Origin of the sequence: Mycobacterium sp. AZCC_0083 (genome assembly GCF_014202335.1) — a bacterium.
Taxonomy (GTDB): Bacteria; Actinomycetota; Actinomycetes; order Mycobacteriales; family Mycobacteriaceae; genus Mycobacterium.
Window position 1 is genome coordinate 39636 of sequence record NZ_JACHGP010000005.1, and the last position, 18707, is coordinate 58342.

Genomic DNA, 18707 nt, shown 5'->3' on the forward strand with positions numbered 1-18707 from the left:
TTCGTTACGGGGGCTAAGTAACTACGAAAGGCAGACGATGACCCGTACCAATGACGACACGTGGGACCTTGCGACCAGCGTGGGAGCCACGGCGACCATGGTGGCGGCCGCTCGAGCGGTCGCCACGAAGGCCGATCAGCTCGACGACCCGTTCGCCGAGCCGCTGGTGCGTGCGGTCGGTGTGGACTTCCTCACACGGTGGGTCACCGGCGAGCTGAACGTCGACGACATCGAGGTCGGGGGCGCCGGCTGGGGTCTGGCGCAGATGCCCGCCGCGATGGCGGCCCGCACCCGGTACTTCGACGCCTTCTTCTCCGAGGCTGCCGACGCAGGCATCCGCCAGACCGTGATCCTGGCCTCCGGTCTCGACGCCCGCGCCTACCGACTGGACTGGCCCGCAGGCACGACGGTGTTCGAGATCGACCAGCCCGAGGTCATCGAATTCAAGACGACAACGCTGGAAGGCCTCGGCGTCAAGCCAAAGACCACCCTCCGGACGGTCGCCATCGACCTGCGCGATGACTGGCAGAGCGCGCTGCTGGCGGCGGGGTTCGACCCGACCAAGCCGTCGGCATGGATCGCCGAGGGGCTGTTCGGCTATCTGCCACCCGAGGCGCAGGACCGGCTGCTGGACGCCGTCACCTCGCTCAGCGCGCCCGGTAGCCGGCTGGGCTCGGAGGCCGTACCGAACATCGGCGACGTCGACTACGACGCAGCCAGGGAGAAGATGCGGGAGGCCACCGACAAGTGGCGCGAGCACGGCTTCGACCTCGACTTCTCCGAACTGGGGTTCGAGGGCGAGCGCCACGAGGTCGGCGAGTACCTGGACGCACGGGGCTGGCAGTCGGTCGGCACGCCGATGAGCGAACTGTTGGTGATCAACGGGTTTCCGGCGATACCGCCGCCCGACGACGACCAGCCGACGATGAACGGCGTCGTCTACTACACCTCGAAGCGCTGAGTTGATCCCTCGCTGCGCGGCGTGACCTCACGCCGCGCGGCGCGCGATCTTCATCTCCAGTTCGGCTTCGTAGGCCCCTTCGTCGCGGCCTAGGGCGACGGTCGCGGCGGTCATCGCGGCGACCGCGACGGCCAACGCGATGGCCTCGTACCGGCCGGCCTCCAGGTCCTCGCCGAGTACCAGCGCGCCCAACAGGACGGCGACCACCGGTTCGAGCACCAGCATCGTCGGCACCGACGTCTGCAGTGCACCGGCGTGAAAGGCCGACTGCTGCAACAGCGTTGCGATGACGCCGAGCACCACGAGGGCATACGGCGCCGGGGTGGCCAGCAGTGCCAGCACTCCCCGCTCCCCGGCGATGTGCATGTTGATCTTGGTCACCACGGCGACCACGCCGAACAACACACCCACGGACACGGCCAGCAGCACGGCGCGCTGCCAGCCCCCGACCCGCACGGCCACCACGACGCAGCAGACGATGATCACGCCGCACACGCTCGCGACGATGGCGGCGACGGGCAACGACGCCAAGCTGTCCTGTGGACCAGGACGGGCCAGCAGCACGAAGACTGCGAGCCCGATCGTGAGCAGCCCGGCCCACAGCCATTCCCCGCGCGTGACGCGTCGCCCCGCCAGCCGCGCGCTCAGAGGGAGGGCGAACAGCAGGGCCGACACCAGGATCGGCTGAACCAGGATCAGGGAGCCCTTGATGAGGGCGAGCGCCTGGAACACGTAGCCAAGCACCGCGGCCCCGGTGCCCGCCCACCACACCGGGCTGCGCAACAACGTGGTGACCATGACGGCGCTGACGCCATCCTCGGACGGCAGGCTCATGGTGGCGCGCTGACGGATGACGATGCCGACCGCCATGAAGACGGCGGCGCACAGCGCCAGGACGATGACGAGTCCATGGCCCACCAACGTCCTCGATATCCCTTCAACTGCTATGCGGCAGGGCCGTGGTGGAACCTGCTACCTACAACGTAGAGGTGTCGTCAGCTGGCTTCGACTCGAGCGTCCTGCTCGGCTGCGGGCTTGACCTTGGGCGTGGGCTCGAGTTTGTCGGTCACCTTGGCCACCGCGACGTCGACCTTGGTAACCGCGGCGTCGCACAGGTCGCGGACCTTGTCGCCCGCAGTGTCGACGTCATCCGCCGCGCTGAGCAGGTGGGCCCGGACGTTCAGCCGCAGCCGCTCCACCCTGGCGCGGATTCGGCCACGCAACCGGTCGTCGACCTCGACGGTGACGTAGGGCAATACCTTGATCCGCATATCGGCTCCCATGGGTGACGAATGCCATCAGAGTAGTCGGATCAGGCGAGTACCGCCGCCAGGTCGCTCCGCTCCCGGCGGTCACTGGGATCAGCCGACTTCGTAGGCCTCGCGCGAGATGCGGAAGTAGTGCCCGGTGGTGCTGTCGGCGCACGCCATTGCGGAGGGCTCGCTAGCGCAGGTGATCGCGCCGACGGTCTGGGTCTGGCCGTAGCCAAGGGTGTGGTCCAACGCGGGAAGTTCCTGGGCGTAGCAGTCGAAGACGGCTTCCCCGCCCTGCTCCAGCTTGAATCGGGAGCCCCAACTCAGATGGCAGTTCGGCGATCGAGGCGGCGCCGTCCAGCTGTAGTCGGCGATATCGCACCGGACGCTGTTCTGCCCGTCGTAGGCGAACATCGCGCAGCGGATGTTTCCCGACGGGGACTGGAACGGTCCCGTCGACGCATTGCCCGCCACCACGGCCGTCGTTGGCGCCGGCGCATACGGCGTGACGGTGACCGTCGGTGCGGCAACTGGCGTCGCGGCCGGAGCCGGTGACGGTGCCTGCGTCGACGTGATCGGCGCCCATGTCGCGGGCGCCACCGGGGTGGCCTGGACGGCGGTCGAAACGGTCCGCGAGCAACCGGCCGCCAGCACCGCGCCCAGCGCGACGATCAACACCACGTTGCGCATCGCACCAGATCTTGGATTCATGTCCCTTGGCCTTCCTCATCGTCGAACATGTTGGGGTACTTGACGCAAGGGTGCGGGGAAGGCCTTGGAGGAATCTTGGCGACCAGCGAACGGACACGATGACCCACGACCTCGAAGACACCATCTTGGCGCGTCGCTCGTCGCGCATGTTCCTGCGTGACAAGCAGGTACCCAAACAGCTCGTCACGGAGGCACTCGAGCTGGCCATCCATGCGCCGTCGAACTCGAATGTCCAACCGTGGCATGTGGTGTTCGCGTCTGGTCGGGCTCGCGACCGGCTGGTCGAGGCACTGCTCGTGGACGCCCGGTCGAGCGCCCCCAAGGTGCCGCCGCTCCCCGACGCGTTCGCGCATGCCCGCAGTGACCTTGGCGCGGCCGTGTACGGATCGATGGGGATCGCGCGGCACGATTCCGAAGCCAGACGCATTGCGGTGCTTCGCAATTGGGAGTTCTTCCGGGCACCGCTGGCAGGCGTCGTGTGCATGCACCGCGACCTGGACTACGTGGACGCCATCGGCGTCGGGCTGTTCCTGCAGACACTGCTGCTCGGGCTGACCGCGCGGGGCCTCGGCACTTGCGTGCAGGTGTCGATCGCCGGCTACCCCGAGACGATCCGCGAACAGCTGGGCATCGGCGAGGAGATGCGCATTCTGTGCGGCCTTGCCGTCGGCTACCCCGACCCCGACTTTCCTGGCAATTCGCTCCGTGTCGCGGAATCCCCTGGAGGACAACGTCGTGTTCGTCGAGAGCTGAACGGGCAGAGGGACGCCGGACACGGCTGACGTCGGCGCGTAGCGTCGGTTCCATGACCACGCTTTCAGATACCAAGGTCGCCTCGGCACTGGACCGGATGTACGCCGCGTCCCAGGCGCAGATGTCGACGCTTCGCGACCGATTTGGCAACGTCGACATGGCTACGGCCACCGCGCAGGAACGCGCCGACGCACTCAGCGACGTCTACATGCCCGTCACGCCAGAAGCAGGCCGGCTGCTGTACTCCCTGGTTCGGGCCACGCGGCCCGAGACGGTCGTCGAGTTCGGAATGTCGCTGGGGCTGTCCGGCATCCACCTCGCCTCCGCCGTGCGCGACAACGGCAGTGGCCGCGTCGTCACGACCGAATTGAGCGCGGAGAAGATCAAGACGGCCACGCAGAACTTCACCGACGCCGGCCTTGCCGACGTCATCACCATTCTCGAAGGCGACGCGCTGAACACACTGGCCGCGCTCGAGGGCCCGGTGGGCTTCGTACTGCTCGACGGGTGGAAGGAGTTCTACCTGCCGGTGATCAAGTTGCTCGAACCGCTACTGCTGCCGGGCAGCCTGATCGTCGCAGATAACACCAACATGCCCGACACCCAGCCCTACCTCGACTACGTGCGGGAGCCGTCCAACGGGTACGTCAGCGTCAACTTCCTCGCAAGGGACACCGACAGCATGGAGATCAGCTGCCGGGTTTAGAGCTGGGAGCCGCCGTCTCGCGGGCACCGAGCGCGGCCAGGTTGCGAACGGACCGCTCGACGTCGGAGCGCAGGATCCTCGCGACGATGGATCCCACCGGCCCGTTGAGCAGTGGCCCGGAGAGATCGGCCAGCAGGTGGAACGTCGACCCTGGCCGGTCGTCCGTGATCGTCATTCCCAGTGCGATCCGGACGCCACCCCGGGCGGTGCCGCGCATCTCGATCCCCGTCGGCGGGTCGTAGCGCTGCACTTCCCAGTGGATGACGTTGCGGAATCCCTTGACCTTGATGCACGACGAGACCTTGGTGCCCTTCTCGATGACATCGGGCACCGGGCTCTTCCAGCCGCCGAAGATGGTCAGCCATTCGTCGAACCGGTGCAGGTTCGACGCCAGCTTCCACGCCTGTTCTGGGGTGAGGTCGGAAGACACGGAGACGTCGACGCTTGCCATGACCAATCCTTACCCGCTGTCGGCGTCGCGCAACCCCGACGGCCGGACTATGCAGGCGGCGGCGGTACGCCGAGCACCCGCAGCAGGTCCGGCTTCATCGCCTGGAGTTGCGCACCCCAGTAACCCCAGCTGTGCGTGCCGTTGGTCGGGAAGTTGAACACCGCGTTGTGCCCACCGGCGGCCAAGTACTTCTTCTGGAAGTCCTTGTTCGTGTCGATGGTGATGTTCTCGAGGAACTGCGCGCTGTACGCGGTGCCGAAGTCACCGCCGGCGTCCAGGTCCGACGACCTGCCGTTGCCGCAGTAGATCCATACCGCGGTGTTGTTGGCCACCAGCGTTCCGACGTTGACCATCGGGTCGTTGCGCTGCCAGGCCGGGTCGCTCGTCGTCCCCCACATGTCGGTGGAGTTGAACCCACCCGCATCCTTCATGGCGAACCCAATCATGGTGGGCCACAATCCTTGTGATGGATTCAGGAAACCCGACAACGACGCGGCGAAGATGAACTGCGCGGGATGCCAGATCGCCAGCGTCAACCCGGCGCCGCCGGCCATCGACAGACCCACGACCGCGTTGCCGGTCGGCTCGACACCCTTGTTCGCCGCCAGCCAGCCCGGCAGCTCCTGGGTCAGGAACGTCTCCCACTTGTAGGTCACGGTCCCCGCGCTGCCCACCGCGGGGCGGTACCAGTCGCTGTAGAAGCTGGACTGTCCGCCGACGGGCATCACCAGCGACAAGCCGGACTGGTAGTACCACTCGAAGGCGGCCGTGTTGATGTCCCAGCCGCTCGCGTCCTCCTGCGCGCGCAACCCGTCGAGAAGGTAGACGGCGTGGGGGCCGCCACCCTGGAATTGGACCAGTATGTCCCGGCCCATCGACGGTGAAGGAACGTGCAGCATCTCGACCGGGAGTCCTTCGCGTGAGTACGCCCCTGCGGTGGGTGCGGGCCCGGCGATGCCGACGAATCCGGGAATCATCACAACGGCCAATACGGCGGTACTCAACCGCCGCACCCATCCGCGCCGACTCCTTCGAACGCCAGTCTCCAACACCGGTCAACCCCTTCTCACATGTCGTGTGAATCGAAGCTAACAGCGGGCCGGATCGGCGCGAACCGCCCACGCCGCCCGTAATCGCCTTGTTATCAAGGTGTTCGGCGAGCCGTCCACCACCTCCCACTCGTGAACACGCCCGTCGTGGGCTGTGAGCCACACCCCAATGACCTGTGAATCACCTTGAGCGGCCAGCCAGGCGCCGATCGCCACGGCAAACTCGGACCACACAGACAAGGAGTCAGTCAATGTCATTCTCCGAACGCACCACGCGACTGCTCGCAAGCGGCACGATCATCGCCGGCGGGCTGCTGAGCGCGGCCCTGTTCGGCGGCATCCCGTCAGCACTGGCCGACCAGGATCCGGCGGCCGACCCGCCCAACTGCACCGCTGCCGATCTGGAGGGCGTTAGGGCCGGAGTCTCGGCAGCGACGTCTGCCTACCTGTTCACCCACCCGGACGTGAACAACTACGTCTCGAGTCTCGGTGGCCTCTCGCGCGCCCAGGTGGCCGTGAAGATGAAGGCCTACATGGCGGCGAACCCGCAGGTGAAGACCGACATGATCGGCATTCGGCAGCCGCTGACCGACTTGAAGGACCGCTGCGCCGCGCCGCCGAGCCCCTAACGGTTACCCGACGCCTGTGAGGATGGCGCCAGTGCGCCACCAGATGAGGGCGGCGAACAGCGCGAGCATCGCGACCGAGCACCCCACCTGAATCAACGTCCGATTCGCTCTCGGTGCGTACGCGAAGACCGCCGCCACCGCGGCGCCCGTCACCAGCCCGCCGATGTGTCCCTGCCAACTGATGCCGGGTGCGACGAACGTGATGACGAGGTTGATCACGATGAGTCCGACGATGCCCCGGATGTCGAACTGCAGCTTGCGCGCGAGCACGAACGACGCCCCGAATAGCCCGAAGATCGCACCCGAGGCACCAAGGGTGGGCGTTCCAACGGGCGTCAAGAGGTAGACGAGCACGGAGCCACCCATGAGGCTCAGGACGTAGAGGGCGAGAAAGCGCGTGTGACCCATGGCGCGCTCGAGAGCGGGCCCGGTGAAGTACAGCGCGATCATGTTGAACGCGATGTGGGTGATGCCCGTATGCAGGAAGCCCGACGTCAGCAGCCGGTAGTACTGGTCGTAGTGGGCGACTCCGTTCGGCCAGAGGAAGAACTGCCTCTCGAACTCGGGCGCCACCGTCTGCACGACGAACATCGCCACGTTGATGGCGATGAGAACGTACGTCACCAGCGGGACGTTCGTTTGCCGCCCGCCGAACGCGGTCGTCGGCTGTCGAACGCTGCGAGCGCCTTCGTTCACGCACTCGACGCACTGGTGGCCGACCGCGGCAGACCGCATGCAGTCGGGACAGATGTAACGCTGGCAACGGTTGCAGCTGACATATGTCTCGCGTCCGGGATGGCGATAGCAACTCGGCGCCGTACCTGCGGCCGGGTTGTACGGGGTGCTCACACCTCTACTCTGGCAGACCGGGCGGGGCGCACGCCGACCGCGACGCGTGGCCGATCAAAACCGCCACAACGCTTCCTGACTGGTGCTCGCCACCAACGTGCCTGCACCGTCGTAGAGCGAGCCGACCACGAGACCGCGGGCATCTCCGACGTTCAGTGGCCGCACTTCGTAGCGGTGCCACTGGTCGGGGCTGAAGGGCCGGTGAAACCACACCGCATGGTCGAGGCTTGCCGCGTATGAGCCCTCGGCGTTCATCGACGTGCCGGGCGGCCGCGCGACCGGCACCGGGCCGAAGTCGGACATGAACGTGAGCGTGCAGGCCCGGATCAGCGCACCGTCCTCGATGGGATCCTTGGTCCTGATCCAGAACGGCGGCACCGCGAAGATGGAATCGTCACCGGCAGCGGTGCGGATCTCGAAGCGATCGGCGAACCCAAGGCCCGTGGTCTTGGGCACGGAGTCGTCGAACTCGAGTGCAGGCACCACGGATGGCTGCCAGTCGGCGCCGGGTTCCAGGCGGTGAAAGGACGCGATCATCTCGAGGATGGTCTTGCCGTGCTGGACGGCGGTCACCCGTCGCGTGTCGAAGGAGCGGCCATCGCGGGTGCGCTCGACCTGCAGTTCGACGTCGACGTTGTAGTCGCCGCCGCGCACGAAGTACAGGTGCAGTGACTGCGGCAGCTTCTCCGGGTCGACCGTAGCGCCCGCGGCCGCCAGCGCCTGCGCGGCGATCATCCCCCCGAACAACCTGCTGCCAGGGCCGCTTGCCGCGTTGCGCACGACGAACACGTCACCGTCACGACGGAAGTCCAGCATGCGGGCGATCCAGCTTCGTTCGTCCACATCGGGTTGCGAACCCTCGGACTTGACACCTGTCATCGGAGGGTCACTTTAGCGGAGGCATCAGGCTCCGCGTCTTCGAGGGCGGCGTTGACCTGCGCGGATGCCGTATCGAGGAACTTCTGGAAACGTCCACGGAAAAAGTGAGGGATTCCGTTCGGCAGGTCGCTCCTACCTGTGAACGCGGCACACGGGCCGCGACAAACCACAGGGAGAAATCGTGAACGCCAGCCACACCACCTTCCGGACCACCCTCCACCGCCTCGTCGCCACCGCGGTCGGCGCCAGCGCCATCGCCGTCGGCGCACTCGCCATGAGTGCACCGGCCAGTGCGGCCGCCAGCATCCAGCCGACGTGCGAACAGCACCCGGAGCTGTATGCCACCGGCGCAGTGCTCGGTGTGTACAGCACGCAGAAGCGGGGATTCGACCGTGACCAGATCTGCAAGGTCTACGACGCCAGTCACAAGCTCCTCGGCACCTACACCGCCACCGACTACGGCTACTACCGGCTGGTCCTGCCCAACAGGCCGGCCCCAGTGCTCAGCGAGCGGTGATTCACCGCCCGATGACTTGTCCAATTCACTACACGGCGTGGAGGCGAGGACGATGATGGCATTTCTAGCAAACGTCAGAATTGTTCCGGGGGTGGATCGATGACTTCTTTCGCGACGTCGTCGCCGAGCGGCCTGGACGACGCGACACTCGCACGCGCCGCCGCGGCGGGGGACCGATCGGCGTTCGCCGAGATCTACGACCGCTACGCCGACCGGCTGCACGACTTCTGCGTCGGCATGCTCCGCGACCGCGAAGCCGCCGCGGACTGCGTGCAGGACGTATTCGTCACCGCGGCAACCAAATTGGTCCAACTTCGCGAACCCGACAGGCTGCGGTCCTGGTTGTACGCCATCGCCAGGTCCGAGGCACTGGCCCGGATCCGCGCCCGCAAGCGCGAACAGCTCAGTGAGGAACTCCCCGAAATGCCCAGCGGCGAAGCGGATATGGCCACATTGGCGGCCCGAACCGAACTGGCCGACCTGATCGCCGACGCCAGCGGCGGATTGAGCGACCGCGACCGCGTGGTGCTCGAGTTGTCCTACCGACAGGGTCTCGACGGCCCCGAACTGGCGGAGGCGCTCGGCGTCACGCCCAAGAACGCCAACACCCTGGTGGAACGTCTGCGCGATACCGTCGCGCGCTCGCTCGGCGCGCTACTGCTGTGCCGGCGCGCCAAGGCCGACCCTGGCCGCTGCCCCGAGCTGGCCGCCATCGTGGATCAATGGGACGGCCACCTCACTCCGCTGATCCGTAAACGGGTGGCCAGGCACATCGACGACTGCGAGGTCTGCGAGGACGACCGCGCCAGGATGGTCAGCCCGGCCGCACTGCTCGGCGCAGCCCCGGTGGCCATCCCCGCGCCGGCCTGGCTGCGTCAGCGGACTCTCGATCGGGCGGTGGTGCCCGAGCACGGGGCCAAGGCAACTGGACCCGAGGACGACGAGTCCTGGTGGCCGCCGCGTGATTTCGACGGCGACGTGCCCGCCAACCACGCGTCCGCGGCACCGGGAAAGACCACATCGACGTCCAAGTCCATGCGTCGCAGGGGACGTGTTGGCCTCGGCGCGGCCCTGCTCCTCCTCAGCGTTGGCGGCGCGGCCTTCCTCGGCGCACCGGCGGCGTTCCGCGTGGTTCCCGCCGACTCGAATGAACCCATCACGCCGACGACCACGCTCGTCACCAGCACGCCGTCGATCGCCCAACGCCCTGCGCCGAGCGACACTCCGGCAATGCTGCCGCCCGCCATCCCCACATCCGAGGTGACGACCACCACCGCCATCGTGATCGCGCCGACCGAGCCACCGGTGACGACGACTGACCCCGGACCCACGAACAAGCGCACGACGGAACCAGAGCCATCGACCAACGTGCCGATCACCACCAGGCCCAAGCCGACCACCAAGCGCACCGAGCCGAGCCAGGAGGAGCCGCTGCCCAACATCGAGCCACCGCCCGAAGCGCCGCCCGAGCCGTCGACTCCCGAGACCCCGCCATCCAAGACGAAGCCTCCCGTCACCATTTCCAAGGCCCCACCCGCGCAGCAGCAGGGTCCGGACTGCCCGCCGTCGAATCCGCAGTGCGACGGCGGCGGTGGGCCAGTCTTCAACTGACCCCCTCCTCCGCGAGCGTGCGCGTCTGCTGGCGACACGCCGCGGAATTTCCAACAAACGTGCACGCTCGCGCCCGGGTGTTCAGCTGACCGACCGTCGGCGGTTCTCAACGCGGCAGAGCGGGTCGCCGCTGAGCTGAGGTGTGCGCGGACCTGTTCATCGCGGGCGTGATCGAGCATCTCGACGAGCACGGGCAGGGAACGCCCTGTTGCCGAAGCCGCCAAGATCAGCTCCACCACGCGGTCGACGCCGTCGTATCCGGTGGTCGCTCGGCAACACGTTCGGCCATCGACTGCGCCACCCGGGCGAGGACGCATGCTGGGTGTAGTAGTGATCTTCGGGCTGCCGTCAGCGACGCAGTCCGAGCCGATCACCACCACCATCGCGTTGTCAGTCTTCGTGCTCGCGGCGCTCGGGTGTGCGCTACCCGGCTGGGCGTTGGTGGTCCGCAGGCTGCATGACGCGGACTTGTCCGGGTGGATGTCTCTGCGCACCGTGCTGCCCTACGCCGGGGCGATCGTGCAAATCGTCTTCGGGATGCTGCCCCCGAAACCCTTGGGGAACGATTCGACCGCCGCTGACAACGGGCCGGAACACTCGACTGACCGATCAGCGGCGCTGGGCCAGCAGCGGTTTGACGACGATCACGTAGCTCACCAATACCGCCACGGGCGCGGCCAGCGGCAACCACGGCACGCTGACCGGGATCACCGTCGCCCCCAACCCGATGGCCGAAAAGCCCAGCGCACCAACGACCGTCGGTGCAGTAACGACGGACTCAACGCTGCTGGAGTACCGCAGCACCAGGTAGGCGGCGGCGGCAATGCCCGCCAGGGCGGTACTCATCGGTGGCGCGTCGGCCAACAAGGCCACCACCACACTGATCGTCACCGCAAGAGTTGCGGCCCCGGCGAACCGGATGCCGAATGCCACCGCGACCACCGCCAGTGCTGCACCGACGAGTGAAGGCCCCTCGGCGACGAGCGCGGTCGCGGCGACCATCAGCAGACCGAACGCAGTAGACAGGGCACGTCCTGCGGGCATGTCATCTCCGTCCCGTGACCGGGCGCCGGTGATCGGGCACCAGATGCATCACATGATCCAGCGGGCTGTCACCGCGCCAGGACACCACGTCAACGCCGACCGTGCCCATGTCGCGGTACATGAATGAGCGCTGCAGCGCCCACATCCGGGTGATCAACGGGTCCTGCTCCACTTCGAACGGCGCCCCACCCAGCACGTCGACGGCCACCACCACGTGGCCGCGGCGGCACAGGTCGATCAGCGCCAGCGCGAAGTCGGTGTCCAGCAGCGTCGAGAAGGCCACCACGATGGCCCCCGACGGTACGGCCGCGCGGGGCGCCAAAGTTCCCGTCGTGTCCTCGAATCCGTCACCGGCACCAAGAACCGCGTCGAGCACCCGGTAGAACTGCCTGCGCCCGATGTCGATGCCGAGCCAGCGCGGCTCGCCACCGAGAACGACGACACCGGCCCGGTCGCCGCTTCGCAACGCATGCTGGACGACCTGGACGGCACCCCTCACGGTCCGCTCGGTCGCCTCCGTCGCCGGGCCCCGCGGCTGGTCGGACGAATCGACCAGCACCACCACGTCGGCGGCCCGCTCGCTGAGTCGCTCGGTCACGTGCAGGGCGCCGCGGCGCGCGCTGACCGGCCAGTTGACGGTGCGCAGTTGATCACCGGGCACGTAGGTGCGGATGTTGCCGTACTCGACGCCCCGACCGATGTATCTGGTGAGGTGAGTGCCGAGCCGGTCGAGCAACTCGGTGCGCGGCAAAGCGGTCGACTGTGCGGGCGCGATAGGGAAGACGAAGACCTCGACCGCGGCCAAAGTCGCCGTGCCAGCGAACATTCCGCCGCGCGCCAACACCTCCACCCGCACCACGACGGGATAGCGGCCCCACCGGTCGGCCGACGCCGCGATCTCGAGCCGGCCCGCATGATCGGTCGTGACGTCGAGCACCATGCCGTCGGGTGCCGTCACCACGAGCTCCACGGGAGACCCGTCGTCGGCCGTCGCCCACACCGCGAGCCGCACCTCCTCGGCCTCGAAGCAGCGCAGCACGCCCGGCTCGGCGTGCACGTGCACCTCGGGCGCCGCCCGCTGCCACCGGATCGACACCAGGACGCCGAGGAGCGGCGCCGCGAACGCGACCAGCTGCCATGCCGATCCCAGCACGGCGCAGACCAGCGCCACCGCCACGCAGGTGGTCAGTGCTAGCGCCAATCGCGAAGCCTGCCACTGTAGTTCGACAGGGGTTGACCGGGTGTCGTTCACGTTGCGCCGTGCGTTCTCGGCACCGGCACACGGCGCAGCAGATCCTCCACGACGTCGGTGTTGCGCACCTGCCGAACCCACATCTCGGGGCGAAGGGTGATTCGGTGGGCCATCGCGGGCACCGCGAGCGCCTTCACGTCCTCGGGGATGACGTAGTCGCGGCCGAGCAGCAGCGAGCGGGCCCTGGCGAGCTGGACGATGTCGAGCTCGGCGCGCGGGCTGGCGCCGACCGCGATCTGCGGATGCTGTCTACTGGCGGCGGCCAGTGACACCACGTACCGCAGAACGTCCTCGTGCACCGTCACCTGTTCCACCGACTCGCGCATGGCGATCAGGTCGTGCACGTCGATCACCTGACCGATCTCCGGCTCGGGTGACCCGCGATCGATACGGCGACGCAGCATCGACAACTCCTCGGTCTCGGACAGGTAGCGCAGCTCCAGCCTGATCATGAAGCGGTCGAGCTGGGCCTCGGGCAACGGATAGGTGCCCTCGTACTCGATCGGGTTGTCGGTGGCGAGGACGACGAACGGCGGCTGCAACCGGTGCGTGACGCCGTCGATGCTGACCTGGCGTTCGGCCATCGCCTCAAGTAGCGCCGCCTGCGTCTTGGGTGGCGTCCGGTTGATCTCGTCGGCCAGAAGCAGATTGGTGAAGATCGGGCCGGGACGGAACTCGAACCGCCCCGACTGCATGTCGTAGATGGTCGAGCCGAGCAGGTCGGCGGGTAGCAGATCGGGGGTGAACTGCACCCGCTTGAACTCGAGGCCGAGCGCCGCGGCAAAGGCCCGTGCGATGAGCGTCTTTCCCAACCCAGGAAGGTCCTCGATGAGCACGTGTCCGCGCGCCAGTACCGCGGTCAGGATGAGCGTCAGCGCCGCCCGTCTGCCCACCACCACGCGCTGAATCTCGTCGAGCACGGCTTCGCAGTTGGCGGCGGTCGTGGTGGCCGCCTCGGCATGTTCGGTCACAATTGCTCCAATCGCTCCAGCGCGTCGTTGAGCACTGCCCGGCCGGGTCCAGGCTGCAGCCCGCCCGATCGGTCCACGTTGTCCGGATCGACCCACGCCCAGAGTTCCGGGCCGAACACCATCAGAGCGCTGGCCCGAAATGCGCTCGGATCCTTCGCCTTTCGTTGCCCGGAGGCGAGTTCGAACTGCCGCGCGAGCATGGGCCGCAGATGCTTGTCCCAGTCGGATCGGCTGGATTCCGCCCGCTGCACCAGGTTCTCGGTCCGCGCCAGCCACCGACGCAGGGCCTCGCCAGGATCGCGGGCCCTGGTGTCGTCGGAGGCGATCCGGACGTCGCGTGCAAGCAACCACCGCACCGTCAGCAGCGCGACCGCCGTCATTGCACCGACCATCAACGGAAAGAGTCGGCGGTCTGGCAGCGACAGCGACAGCGCCCCGACCACGACTATCAAGGCGATGCCCGCGACCACCAGCTTGTTCATACGCCGGCCCGCAGTTCGCCAAGGACTCGTTGCAGCACTCGCACCGCCACGTCGCGATGCGCCTCGGTCATCACGTGCGGACTGAACCGCGCCTCGTCGAACAGATCCACCAGTTGCGTCGCGCTGTCCGGTCCCAGTGCGTGGTGTGCCACGGCCCGGTCCAAGACCTCCGATGCGGTGTCGAAGTCCTCGGGCATGGCGCCGGGGACACGGGACAGTTCGCCTTCCATCGCCGCATAGCACGCGATGATCGCCTTGCGGGGCTCGCGGCTGAGGTCACCGACCTCGGCGAGGCCGACTTCCGCTGCGCGGGCGAGTGATTCGGATGCCACGTCGGGCGCCTCGTCGCGTCGCAGGTCGGCCAGCGGCGCGACCGGCACCACGCGTCGCCGCTTGTGGGCGGCGACGAGCGTGCCCGCCACGAGGATGACTAGGAATGCCACGGTGGCGACGTAGAAGTACCGCATCAGGTTCGACTCCCCTGCCGGTTCTTCGGTCCGTGGCGGCGCGTTTCCAGGTTCCGGAGTGGGGACGGCAGACGGCACCGAGCCTGGCACAGTCGCGTGGGGCGGATCCGTAGCCAGCGTTGCGCCGAGGCGGTTGAGGGCCATGACGACCAGCAGCCATACAACCACTACGGCGAAGGCGATCACCACCATTCGCCACGTCGGTCGTGCCCCCTTGCCACGGGGCAGGACCGGCAGATCCATGCCGCCCGCCGCGGGGACCTTCCGGTTGCGCATGCGGGAAATGACCGCGGCCGCGACGATCGCGATCGAGACCACTAGCAGTCCGATGACCAGCCCCGTGGCTGCGGGGTTCTCGGTGTCGTGTTCGGGCGCCGGTTCCTCGGCGCCGGGAACGTAGCCGCGCAAGGACACCGCAACGATGACGACGAGGACCGCGAGCCACACGGCCTGACTGGTCGCGTGCTCGGCAGCGGGCGTCGCGGCGGGATGGTTCCCGTCCGTGCTGCGCGTCATCGCAGACCTCCTAGCGGCGCTGCGAGCAGCCGCTATGTGCCTGATAGTAGGCCGGTCGTCACGGCGCCTGGCCATGTTCGCGCAGCCACTTTGCGGTTAATTGCCGATAGGCCTGTTGGCCGACGCTGCCGGTCCTTTCGTCGAACACGTGATCGGCGTAGGGCACCGCGACGAGTTCGACGTCGACGCCTGCCGCCCTCGCCTGGTCGGCGAACCGGTACGTCCCTTCGGTAGGGACGAGGTGGTCGGCCGCACCCATCAGGATCAGCGTGGGTGGCGCCTTCGGACTGATGTGGGTGGCCGAGGCGACCGCAGAGTACCGCTGCGGGAACTCCTGCGGCGACCCACCGGTGTACGCGCCGGCCATGTCTCGGGACACGGCGCCGAGTACGAGGTCGGCGTTGTCGTAGAAGCCGGCCACGTCGACCACCGGGTACAGCGCCGACACCGCGGAGATCACGGGTTGCGGGCCGCCGCACGCCGACGCCAGCGTGCCGTTCGCAGCCATGTACGCCATGTTGATGGCGAGGTTTCCACCTGCGGAGTCGCCGCTCAGGGACAGCCGGGTGGGGTCGCCGCCGTACATGGGCGCGTTGGCGCTCACCCATGCCAGTGCACAACCGATCTGCCCCTGCACCACGTCCCACAGGTGCTGGTCGGCCGACGACAGCGGGTAGTCGATGCTGATCGTCAGCCAGCCCCGATCGGCGAACCACCGAAGGTCGGGGCCGTGCACATCGCGGCTGCCCGCGACGAAGCCGCCACCGTGGATGAAGACCAGAACGGGTGCGGAGTCGGCGTCCGGCGGCCGATAGATGCTGAGCTGCAACGGTTCTCCGTCGAACGTCGCATAGGTCGCCTCGGTGTCCGGTGCCGCCGTCTGCTTCGACCAGACGCCGAACGTGTCGACGACGTCGATGTCGGCGCCCGCGTCCTCGACGGTGGCGACCATCCGCGCGGTCACCACCGAGCCGCCCGCGATGGTCAACACCGCGAGGATGACGAGCGTCGCGCAGAGGCGGCCGCGTCGCCTGAACCAGTGGTAGCCCGCGAGCGCTCCCCCTGCCAGCGCGACGACGATCACCCACGACATCACCGGCGTGACGAACGCCGACGCCAGGCCCGTATAGGGCACGTCGTGCAGGAAGGTGGCCGCTACGCCGAGAGCGGGGCCGACGACCAGTATGGTGGCCAGGCCGGTACCGACCAGCGGAGCGACGCGCGCCAAATCGTCAGCCCGTTGGGCCCGTGAGGGTTTCGCGTTCGGCGGCCTTGATCATCCGCAACGAGATGAGCTGGAGCGCGCCCCGCAGGAAGGCAAGCATGATCGGCCCCGTGCCTCGGACCCCCTCGGTGAACGATCCTCGCCACCGTAGATCGGTACCGCCCGACGCGTTCGGCGTGAAGAGCGCCTCGGCCTGGTAGTCCTTGGCGGGCGTCGTCGGTCCGATCAGCGCGTAGACGTGCCTGCTGTCCTGCTCGTACTCGACGGTCTTCTCCCGCATCATCACCGGCCACAGCCCGACCTTGCGGATGGCGCCGACCCCGCCGGGTGCCGGATCGCCCTGTTGCTCCCAGCTGGATTGCACGATCAGGGGCTTGGCCCAATCCGCCCAGCGCGCGCCGTCGGTCTCGAGACGGAACAACGTCGCAGGGGGCGCGTAGGTGGTCCTGTTGATTTCGAACGAGAACGTCCGACCCGACATTGCGCCTCCCGGTGCTCAGCTGTGAGCCGAACCCTACCGGGCTCCCAGAATCCGAACGACGTAAAATCAGTGTTACGGACGTGTTACCCCTATAATTTCAGTATGCGCGACGACGCCGTTTACGCCGAGGTAGAGACGTTGCGGGAGCGTGCCAAGGCTCCCGCGCTGTCCCCCATCGCACTCGAGATTCACGTCCGCGCCGTCGACCACACCGTGCACACCACGTGTCCGGCCTTCATCTCCGATGAAGCCCTCGACGCCATCGCCCCCGCAAGGGTGACGACCATGGCCGCGCTGGAGCTATGCCTGGCCGAGGTGTGGCACCGCGCGAAGGACGGCTACGTCATCGCGGACTTCGACCTGATCGACCACATGTCGGAGAGCGCGACCCGGCGGCGTCTGCTGGCCTTCTGCCGAAGGTTGTGGCGCGAGCTCAACAGCGAGAAGTTCATCCCGCTATAAATCAGTTCCGGCTGCCTGCGTGACGCTTCGAGTTCATCGCCGGGCGCAGGTGCTCCGGTAGCGAACCGAGACGCCAGTCCCCGTTTCGCACCCAGTCTCCGACGGCGGCCGCGTCGTGCCGGTTGTTGATCGGACCGACCCACGTCGCCGACCCAACCGGCGTGCGGTCGATCGCGCAGGGCTGCAGAAGCACCAACACGCCAGGGCGATCGGGGCGGGCCGCGCAGGTGAGCGACCCCAGCATGCAGCCTGCGGCCACCAGTACCCCGTGCGGGCAGCTCCTTATCGTGGCGCGCAGCTCGTCCAGGACCGAGATCCCTTGTTCTGCAGTGCAACCGGTGCACACCACCAACGCGAAGGCACGGTCGGTCACCGCGGCGCACCTGGCACGTACGGCAGCAATGCCATCTCGCGGGCGTTCTTGATCGCGGTCGCCACCTGGCGCTGCTGGCGGACCGTGAGCCCCGTGACGCTTCGCGCCCTGATCTTGCCGCGGTCGGAGATGAACAACCGCAGTGCCGCGGTGTCCTTGTAGTCGACTTCGGTCACGCCAAGCGTCTTGAACATGTTCTTCTTGGCCCGCTTGGGTGCGAGGTCGGCGCGGCGGGTTCTCGACGACGGCTTGTCCTTCACCAACTCGCCTTCCGCACACCGGGCAGGTGCCCTTCGTGAGCCATCTCGCGCACCCGCACGCGGGACACCCCGAACTTGCGCAGGTATCCGCGGGGCCGCCCGTCGACGGCGTCGCGATTGCGCACCCGGACTGGGCTGGCGTCACGCGGTTGCCTAGCCAATTCCGCACGGGCTGCGGTTCTTTCGTCGTCAGTACTGGTCGGCACCCTGATGATCTCCTTGAGTTCCGCCCGCCGTTCGGCGTGGCGGGCCACGATCTCGCGACGCTTCTCGTTCTTGACGATCTTCGACTTCTTCGCCATGGTCAGCGCTCCTCGCGGAAGTCGACGTGCCTGCGGACTACGGGGTCGTACTTGCGCAGCACCATTCGGTCCGGGTCGTTGCGACGGTTCTTGCGGGTGACGTAGGTGTAGCCCGTGTCCGCGGTGGATCGCAGTTTGACGATTGGCCGGATCTCGTTGCGTGCCATCAGATCCGCTGCCCGTCGCGGCGCAGGCGGGCCACGACCGCCTCGATCCCGTCGCGGTCGATGACCTTGATGCCCTTGGCGCTGACCCGCAGCTTGATGCGCCGCCCCTCGGACGGCAGGTGGTACGTCTTGTGCTGGATGTTGGGCGACCACCGCCGACGGGTGCGGCGATGCGAATGCGACACCTTGTTCCCGAAACCGACTGTACGGCCCGTGATCTGACACGTCGCGGACAACCGAATCACTCCTCTCGACCCAACGTCTTATTGAAAATGATTTTCGACAAGCTCCGGCCGGGACTGTACCGTAGGAAAGGGCTTAATGACAATCATTCTC

The 18707-nt window shown here is 67.5% G+C and carries 25 protein-coding genes and 2 pseudogenes; 8 read left to right on the forward strand and 19 right to left on the reverse strand.

The genetic code is table 11. The annotated features are described in order from the left end of the window. Window positions 1-37: 37 nt before the first annotated feature. Window positions 38-961: a class I SAM-dependent methyltransferase gene (locus HNP02_RS13285; RefSeq protein ID WP_184439066.1), complete on the forward strand. Its 924-nt coding sequence runs from the start codon at window positions 38-40 to the stop codon at window positions 959-961. Between the two features lie 27 nt (window positions 962-988). Here HNP02_RS13285 and HNP02_RS13290 read toward each other — a convergent pair whose 3' ends face one another. The 3 genes from HNP02_RS13290 to HNP02_RS13300 form a co-directional block, all read right to left on the reverse strand. Continuing rightward, a complete protein-coding gene (locus tag HNP02_RS13290; RefSeq protein ID WP_184439068.1) occupies window positions 989-1882 on the reverse strand; it encodes a DMT family transporter in 894 nt (297 codons plus the stop codon). Window positions 1883-1956: 74 nt separating this feature from the next. Next, complete coding sequence (locus HNP02_RS13295) at window positions 1957-2232, reverse strand: hypothetical protein (protein ID WP_184439070.1); 276 nt, start codon at window positions 2230-2232, stop codon at window positions 1957-1959. 90 nt (window positions 2233-2322) lie between these two features. Further along, the gene (locus HNP02_RS13300; RefSeq protein WP_184439072.1) at window positions 2323-2925 is read right to left on the reverse strand and encodes a DUF6636 domain-containing protein; all 603 of its coding nucleotides are present in this window, start codon (window positions 2923-2925) and stop codon (window positions 2323-2325) included. Window positions 2926-3071: 146 nt separating this feature from the next. On the opposite strand from HNP02_RS13300, the pseudogene HNP02_RS13305 reads away from it, so the two are divergent. Both HNP02_RS13305 and HNP02_RS13310 read left to right on the forward strand, forming a co-directional pair. Then, window positions 3072-3678: pseudogene (locus tag HNP02_RS13305) on the forward strand (nitroreductase). A 52-nt stretch (window positions 3679-3730) separates the two neighbouring features. Then, entirely contained in the window at window positions 3731-4384 is a 654-nt protein-coding gene (locus HNP02_RS13310; protein WP_255506496.1) for an O-methyltransferase, read from the forward strand. On the opposite strand, the gene HNP02_RS13315 is transcribed toward HNP02_RS13310, so the two are convergent. After that, window positions 4368-4835 (reverse strand): SRPBCC family protein, encoded by a 468-nt coding sequence (locus tag HNP02_RS13315; RefSeq protein WP_184439074.1) that lies wholly within the window; start codon window positions 4833-4835, stop codon window positions 4368-4370. The genes HNP02_RS13310 and HNP02_RS13315 overlap by 17 nt on opposite strands. Window positions 4836-4882: 47 nt before the next feature. Continuing rightward, window positions 4883-5812 (reverse strand): esterase family protein, encoded by a 930-nt coding sequence (locus tag HNP02_RS13320; RefSeq protein ID WP_184439827.1) that lies wholly within the window; start codon window positions 5810-5812, stop codon window positions 4883-4885. 323 nt (window positions 5813-6135) lie between these two features. Between HNP02_RS13320 and HNP02_RS13325 the strand changes: the two genes are divergently transcribed. Next, complete coding sequence (locus HNP02_RS13325) at window positions 6136-6513, forward strand: heme-binding protein (RefSeq protein WP_184439076.1); 378 nt, start codon at window positions 6136-6138, stop codon at window positions 6511-6513. Between the two features lie 3 nt (window positions 6514-6516). On the opposite strand, the gene HNP02_RS13330 is transcribed toward HNP02_RS13325, so the two are convergent. Continuing rightward, window positions 6517-7362 carry a rhomboid family intramembrane serine protease gene (locus HNP02_RS13330; protein WP_309241535.1) on the reverse strand — a complete coding sequence of 282 codons (846 nt, stop codon included), beginning with the start codon at window positions 7360-7362 and terminating at the stop codon, window positions 6517-6519. A gap of 54 nt (window positions 7363-7416) precedes the next feature. Beyond that, window positions 7417-8241 (reverse strand): acyl-CoA thioesterase II, encoded by an 825-nt coding sequence (locus tag HNP02_RS13335; protein WP_184439078.1) that lies wholly within the window; start codon window positions 8239-8241, stop codon window positions 7417-7419. Between the two features lie 181 nt (window positions 8242-8422). On the opposite strand from HNP02_RS13335, the gene HNP02_RS13340 reads away from it, so the two are divergent. From HNP02_RS13340 to HNP02_RS44025, 3 genes and pseudogenes are all read left to right on the forward strand, one after another. Then, window positions 8423-8758 carry a hypothetical protein gene (locus HNP02_RS13340; RefSeq protein WP_184439080.1) on the forward strand — a complete coding sequence of 112 codons (336 nt, stop codon included), beginning with the start codon at window positions 8423-8425 and terminating at the stop codon, window positions 8756-8758. Between the two features lie 99 nt (window positions 8759-8857). After that, window positions 8858-10369 carry an RNA polymerase sigma factor gene (locus HNP02_RS13345; RefSeq protein ID WP_184439082.1) on the forward strand — a complete coding sequence of 504 codons (1512 nt, stop codon included), beginning with the start codon at window positions 8858-8860 and terminating at the stop codon, window positions 10367-10369. 315 nt (window positions 10370-10684) lie between these two features. Then, a pseudogene (locus HNP02_RS44025) lies at window positions 10685-10921 on the forward strand (DUF805 domain-containing protein); the annotation flags it as partial. Between the two features lie 57 nt (window positions 10922-10978). Here the strand turns inward: HNP02_RS44025 and HNP02_RS13355 are convergent. Genes HNP02_RS13355 through HNP02_RS13385 form a run of 7 tightly spaced genes read right to left on the reverse strand, consistent with a single transcriptional unit; the run spans window position 10979 to window position 16807 of the window. Continuing rightward, on the reverse strand, window positions 10979-11413 hold the full coding sequence (locus HNP02_RS13355; RefSeq protein ID WP_184439084.1) for a hypothetical protein: 435 nt from the start codon (window positions 11411-11413) through the stop codon (window positions 10979-10981). A gap of 1 nt (window position 11414) precedes the next feature. Then, a complete protein-coding gene (locus HNP02_RS13360) occupies window positions 11415-12665 on the reverse strand; it encodes a DUF58 domain-containing protein (protein WP_184439086.1) in 1251 nt (416 codons plus the stop codon). Beyond that, the gene (locus HNP02_RS13365; protein ID WP_184439088.1) at window positions 12662-13636 is read right to left on the reverse strand and encodes a MoxR family ATPase; all 975 of its coding nucleotides are present in this window, start codon (window positions 13634-13636) and stop codon (window positions 12662-12664) included. Before HNP02_RS13365 ends, HNP02_RS13360 begins: the two co-directional genes overlap by 4 nt. After that, window positions 13633-14118, reverse strand: coding sequence for a hypothetical protein (locus HNP02_RS13370; RefSeq protein ID WP_184439106.1), 486 nt, complete (start codon window positions 14116-14118; stop codon window positions 13633-13635). Before HNP02_RS13370 ends, HNP02_RS13365 begins: the two co-directional genes overlap by 4 nt. Beyond that, entirely contained in the window at window positions 14115-15101 is a 987-nt protein-coding gene (locus HNP02_RS13375; RefSeq protein ID WP_184439108.1) for a DUF4129 domain-containing protein, read from the reverse strand. The genes HNP02_RS13370 and HNP02_RS13375 overlap by 4 nt, the downstream gene beginning before the upstream one ends. Before the next feature lie 58 nt (window positions 15102-15159). After that, window positions 15160-16329 (reverse strand): alpha/beta hydrolase, encoded by a 1170-nt coding sequence (locus HNP02_RS13380; RefSeq protein ID WP_184439110.1) that lies wholly within the window; start codon window positions 16327-16329, stop codon window positions 15160-15162. A 4-nt stretch (window positions 16330-16333) separates the two neighbouring features. Continuing rightward, window positions 16334-16807 carry an SRPBCC family protein gene (locus HNP02_RS13385; protein WP_184439112.1) on the reverse strand — a complete coding sequence of 158 codons (474 nt, stop codon included), beginning with the start codon at window positions 16805-16807 and terminating at the stop codon, window positions 16334-16336. 102 nt (window positions 16808-16909) lie between these two features. Between HNP02_RS13385 and HNP02_RS13390 the strand changes: the two genes are divergently transcribed. Then, window positions 16910-17269, forward strand: a complete 360-nt coding sequence (locus HNP02_RS13390) for a hypothetical protein (RefSeq protein ID WP_184439114.1) — start codon at window positions 16910-16912, stop codon at window positions 17267-17269. Between the two features lies 1 nt (window position 17270). On the opposite strand, the gene HNP02_RS13395 is transcribed toward HNP02_RS13390, so the two are convergent. Genes HNP02_RS13395 through rpmB form a run of 5 tightly spaced genes read right to left on the reverse strand, consistent with a single transcriptional unit; the run spans window position 17271 to window position 18607 of the window. Next, the gene (locus tag HNP02_RS13395) at window positions 17271-17642 is read right to left on the reverse strand and encodes a hypothetical protein (protein WP_184439116.1); all 372 of its coding nucleotides are present in this window, start codon (window positions 17640-17642) and stop codon (window positions 17271-17273) included. Next, the gene (gene rpsR / locus HNP02_RS13400) at window positions 17639-17902 is read right to left on the reverse strand and encodes a 30S ribosomal protein S18 (protein ID WP_184439118.1); all 264 of its coding nucleotides are present in this window, start codon (window positions 17900-17902) and stop codon (window positions 17639-17641) included. Before rpsR ends, HNP02_RS13395 begins: the two co-directional genes overlap by 4 nt. Next, a complete protein-coding gene (gene rpsN, locus HNP02_RS13405; RefSeq protein ID WP_184439125.1) occupies window positions 17899-18204 on the reverse strand; it encodes a 30S ribosomal protein S14 in 306 nt (101 codons plus the stop codon). The genes rpsR and rpsN overlap by 4 nt, the downstream gene beginning before the upstream one ends. Before the next feature lie 2 nt (window positions 18205-18206). Beyond that, window positions 18207-18371, reverse strand: a complete 165-nt coding sequence (gene rpmG, locus HNP02_RS13410) for a 50S ribosomal protein L33 (RefSeq protein ID WP_184439127.1) — start codon at window positions 18369-18371, stop codon at window positions 18207-18209. Next, window positions 18371-18607 (reverse strand): 50S ribosomal protein L28, encoded by a 237-nt coding sequence (gene rpmB, locus HNP02_RS13415; protein WP_184439129.1) that lies wholly within the window; start codon window positions 18605-18607, stop codon window positions 18371-18373. The genes rpmG and rpmB overlap by 1 nt, the downstream gene beginning before the upstream one ends. Window positions 18608-18707: the final 100 nt, after the last annotated feature.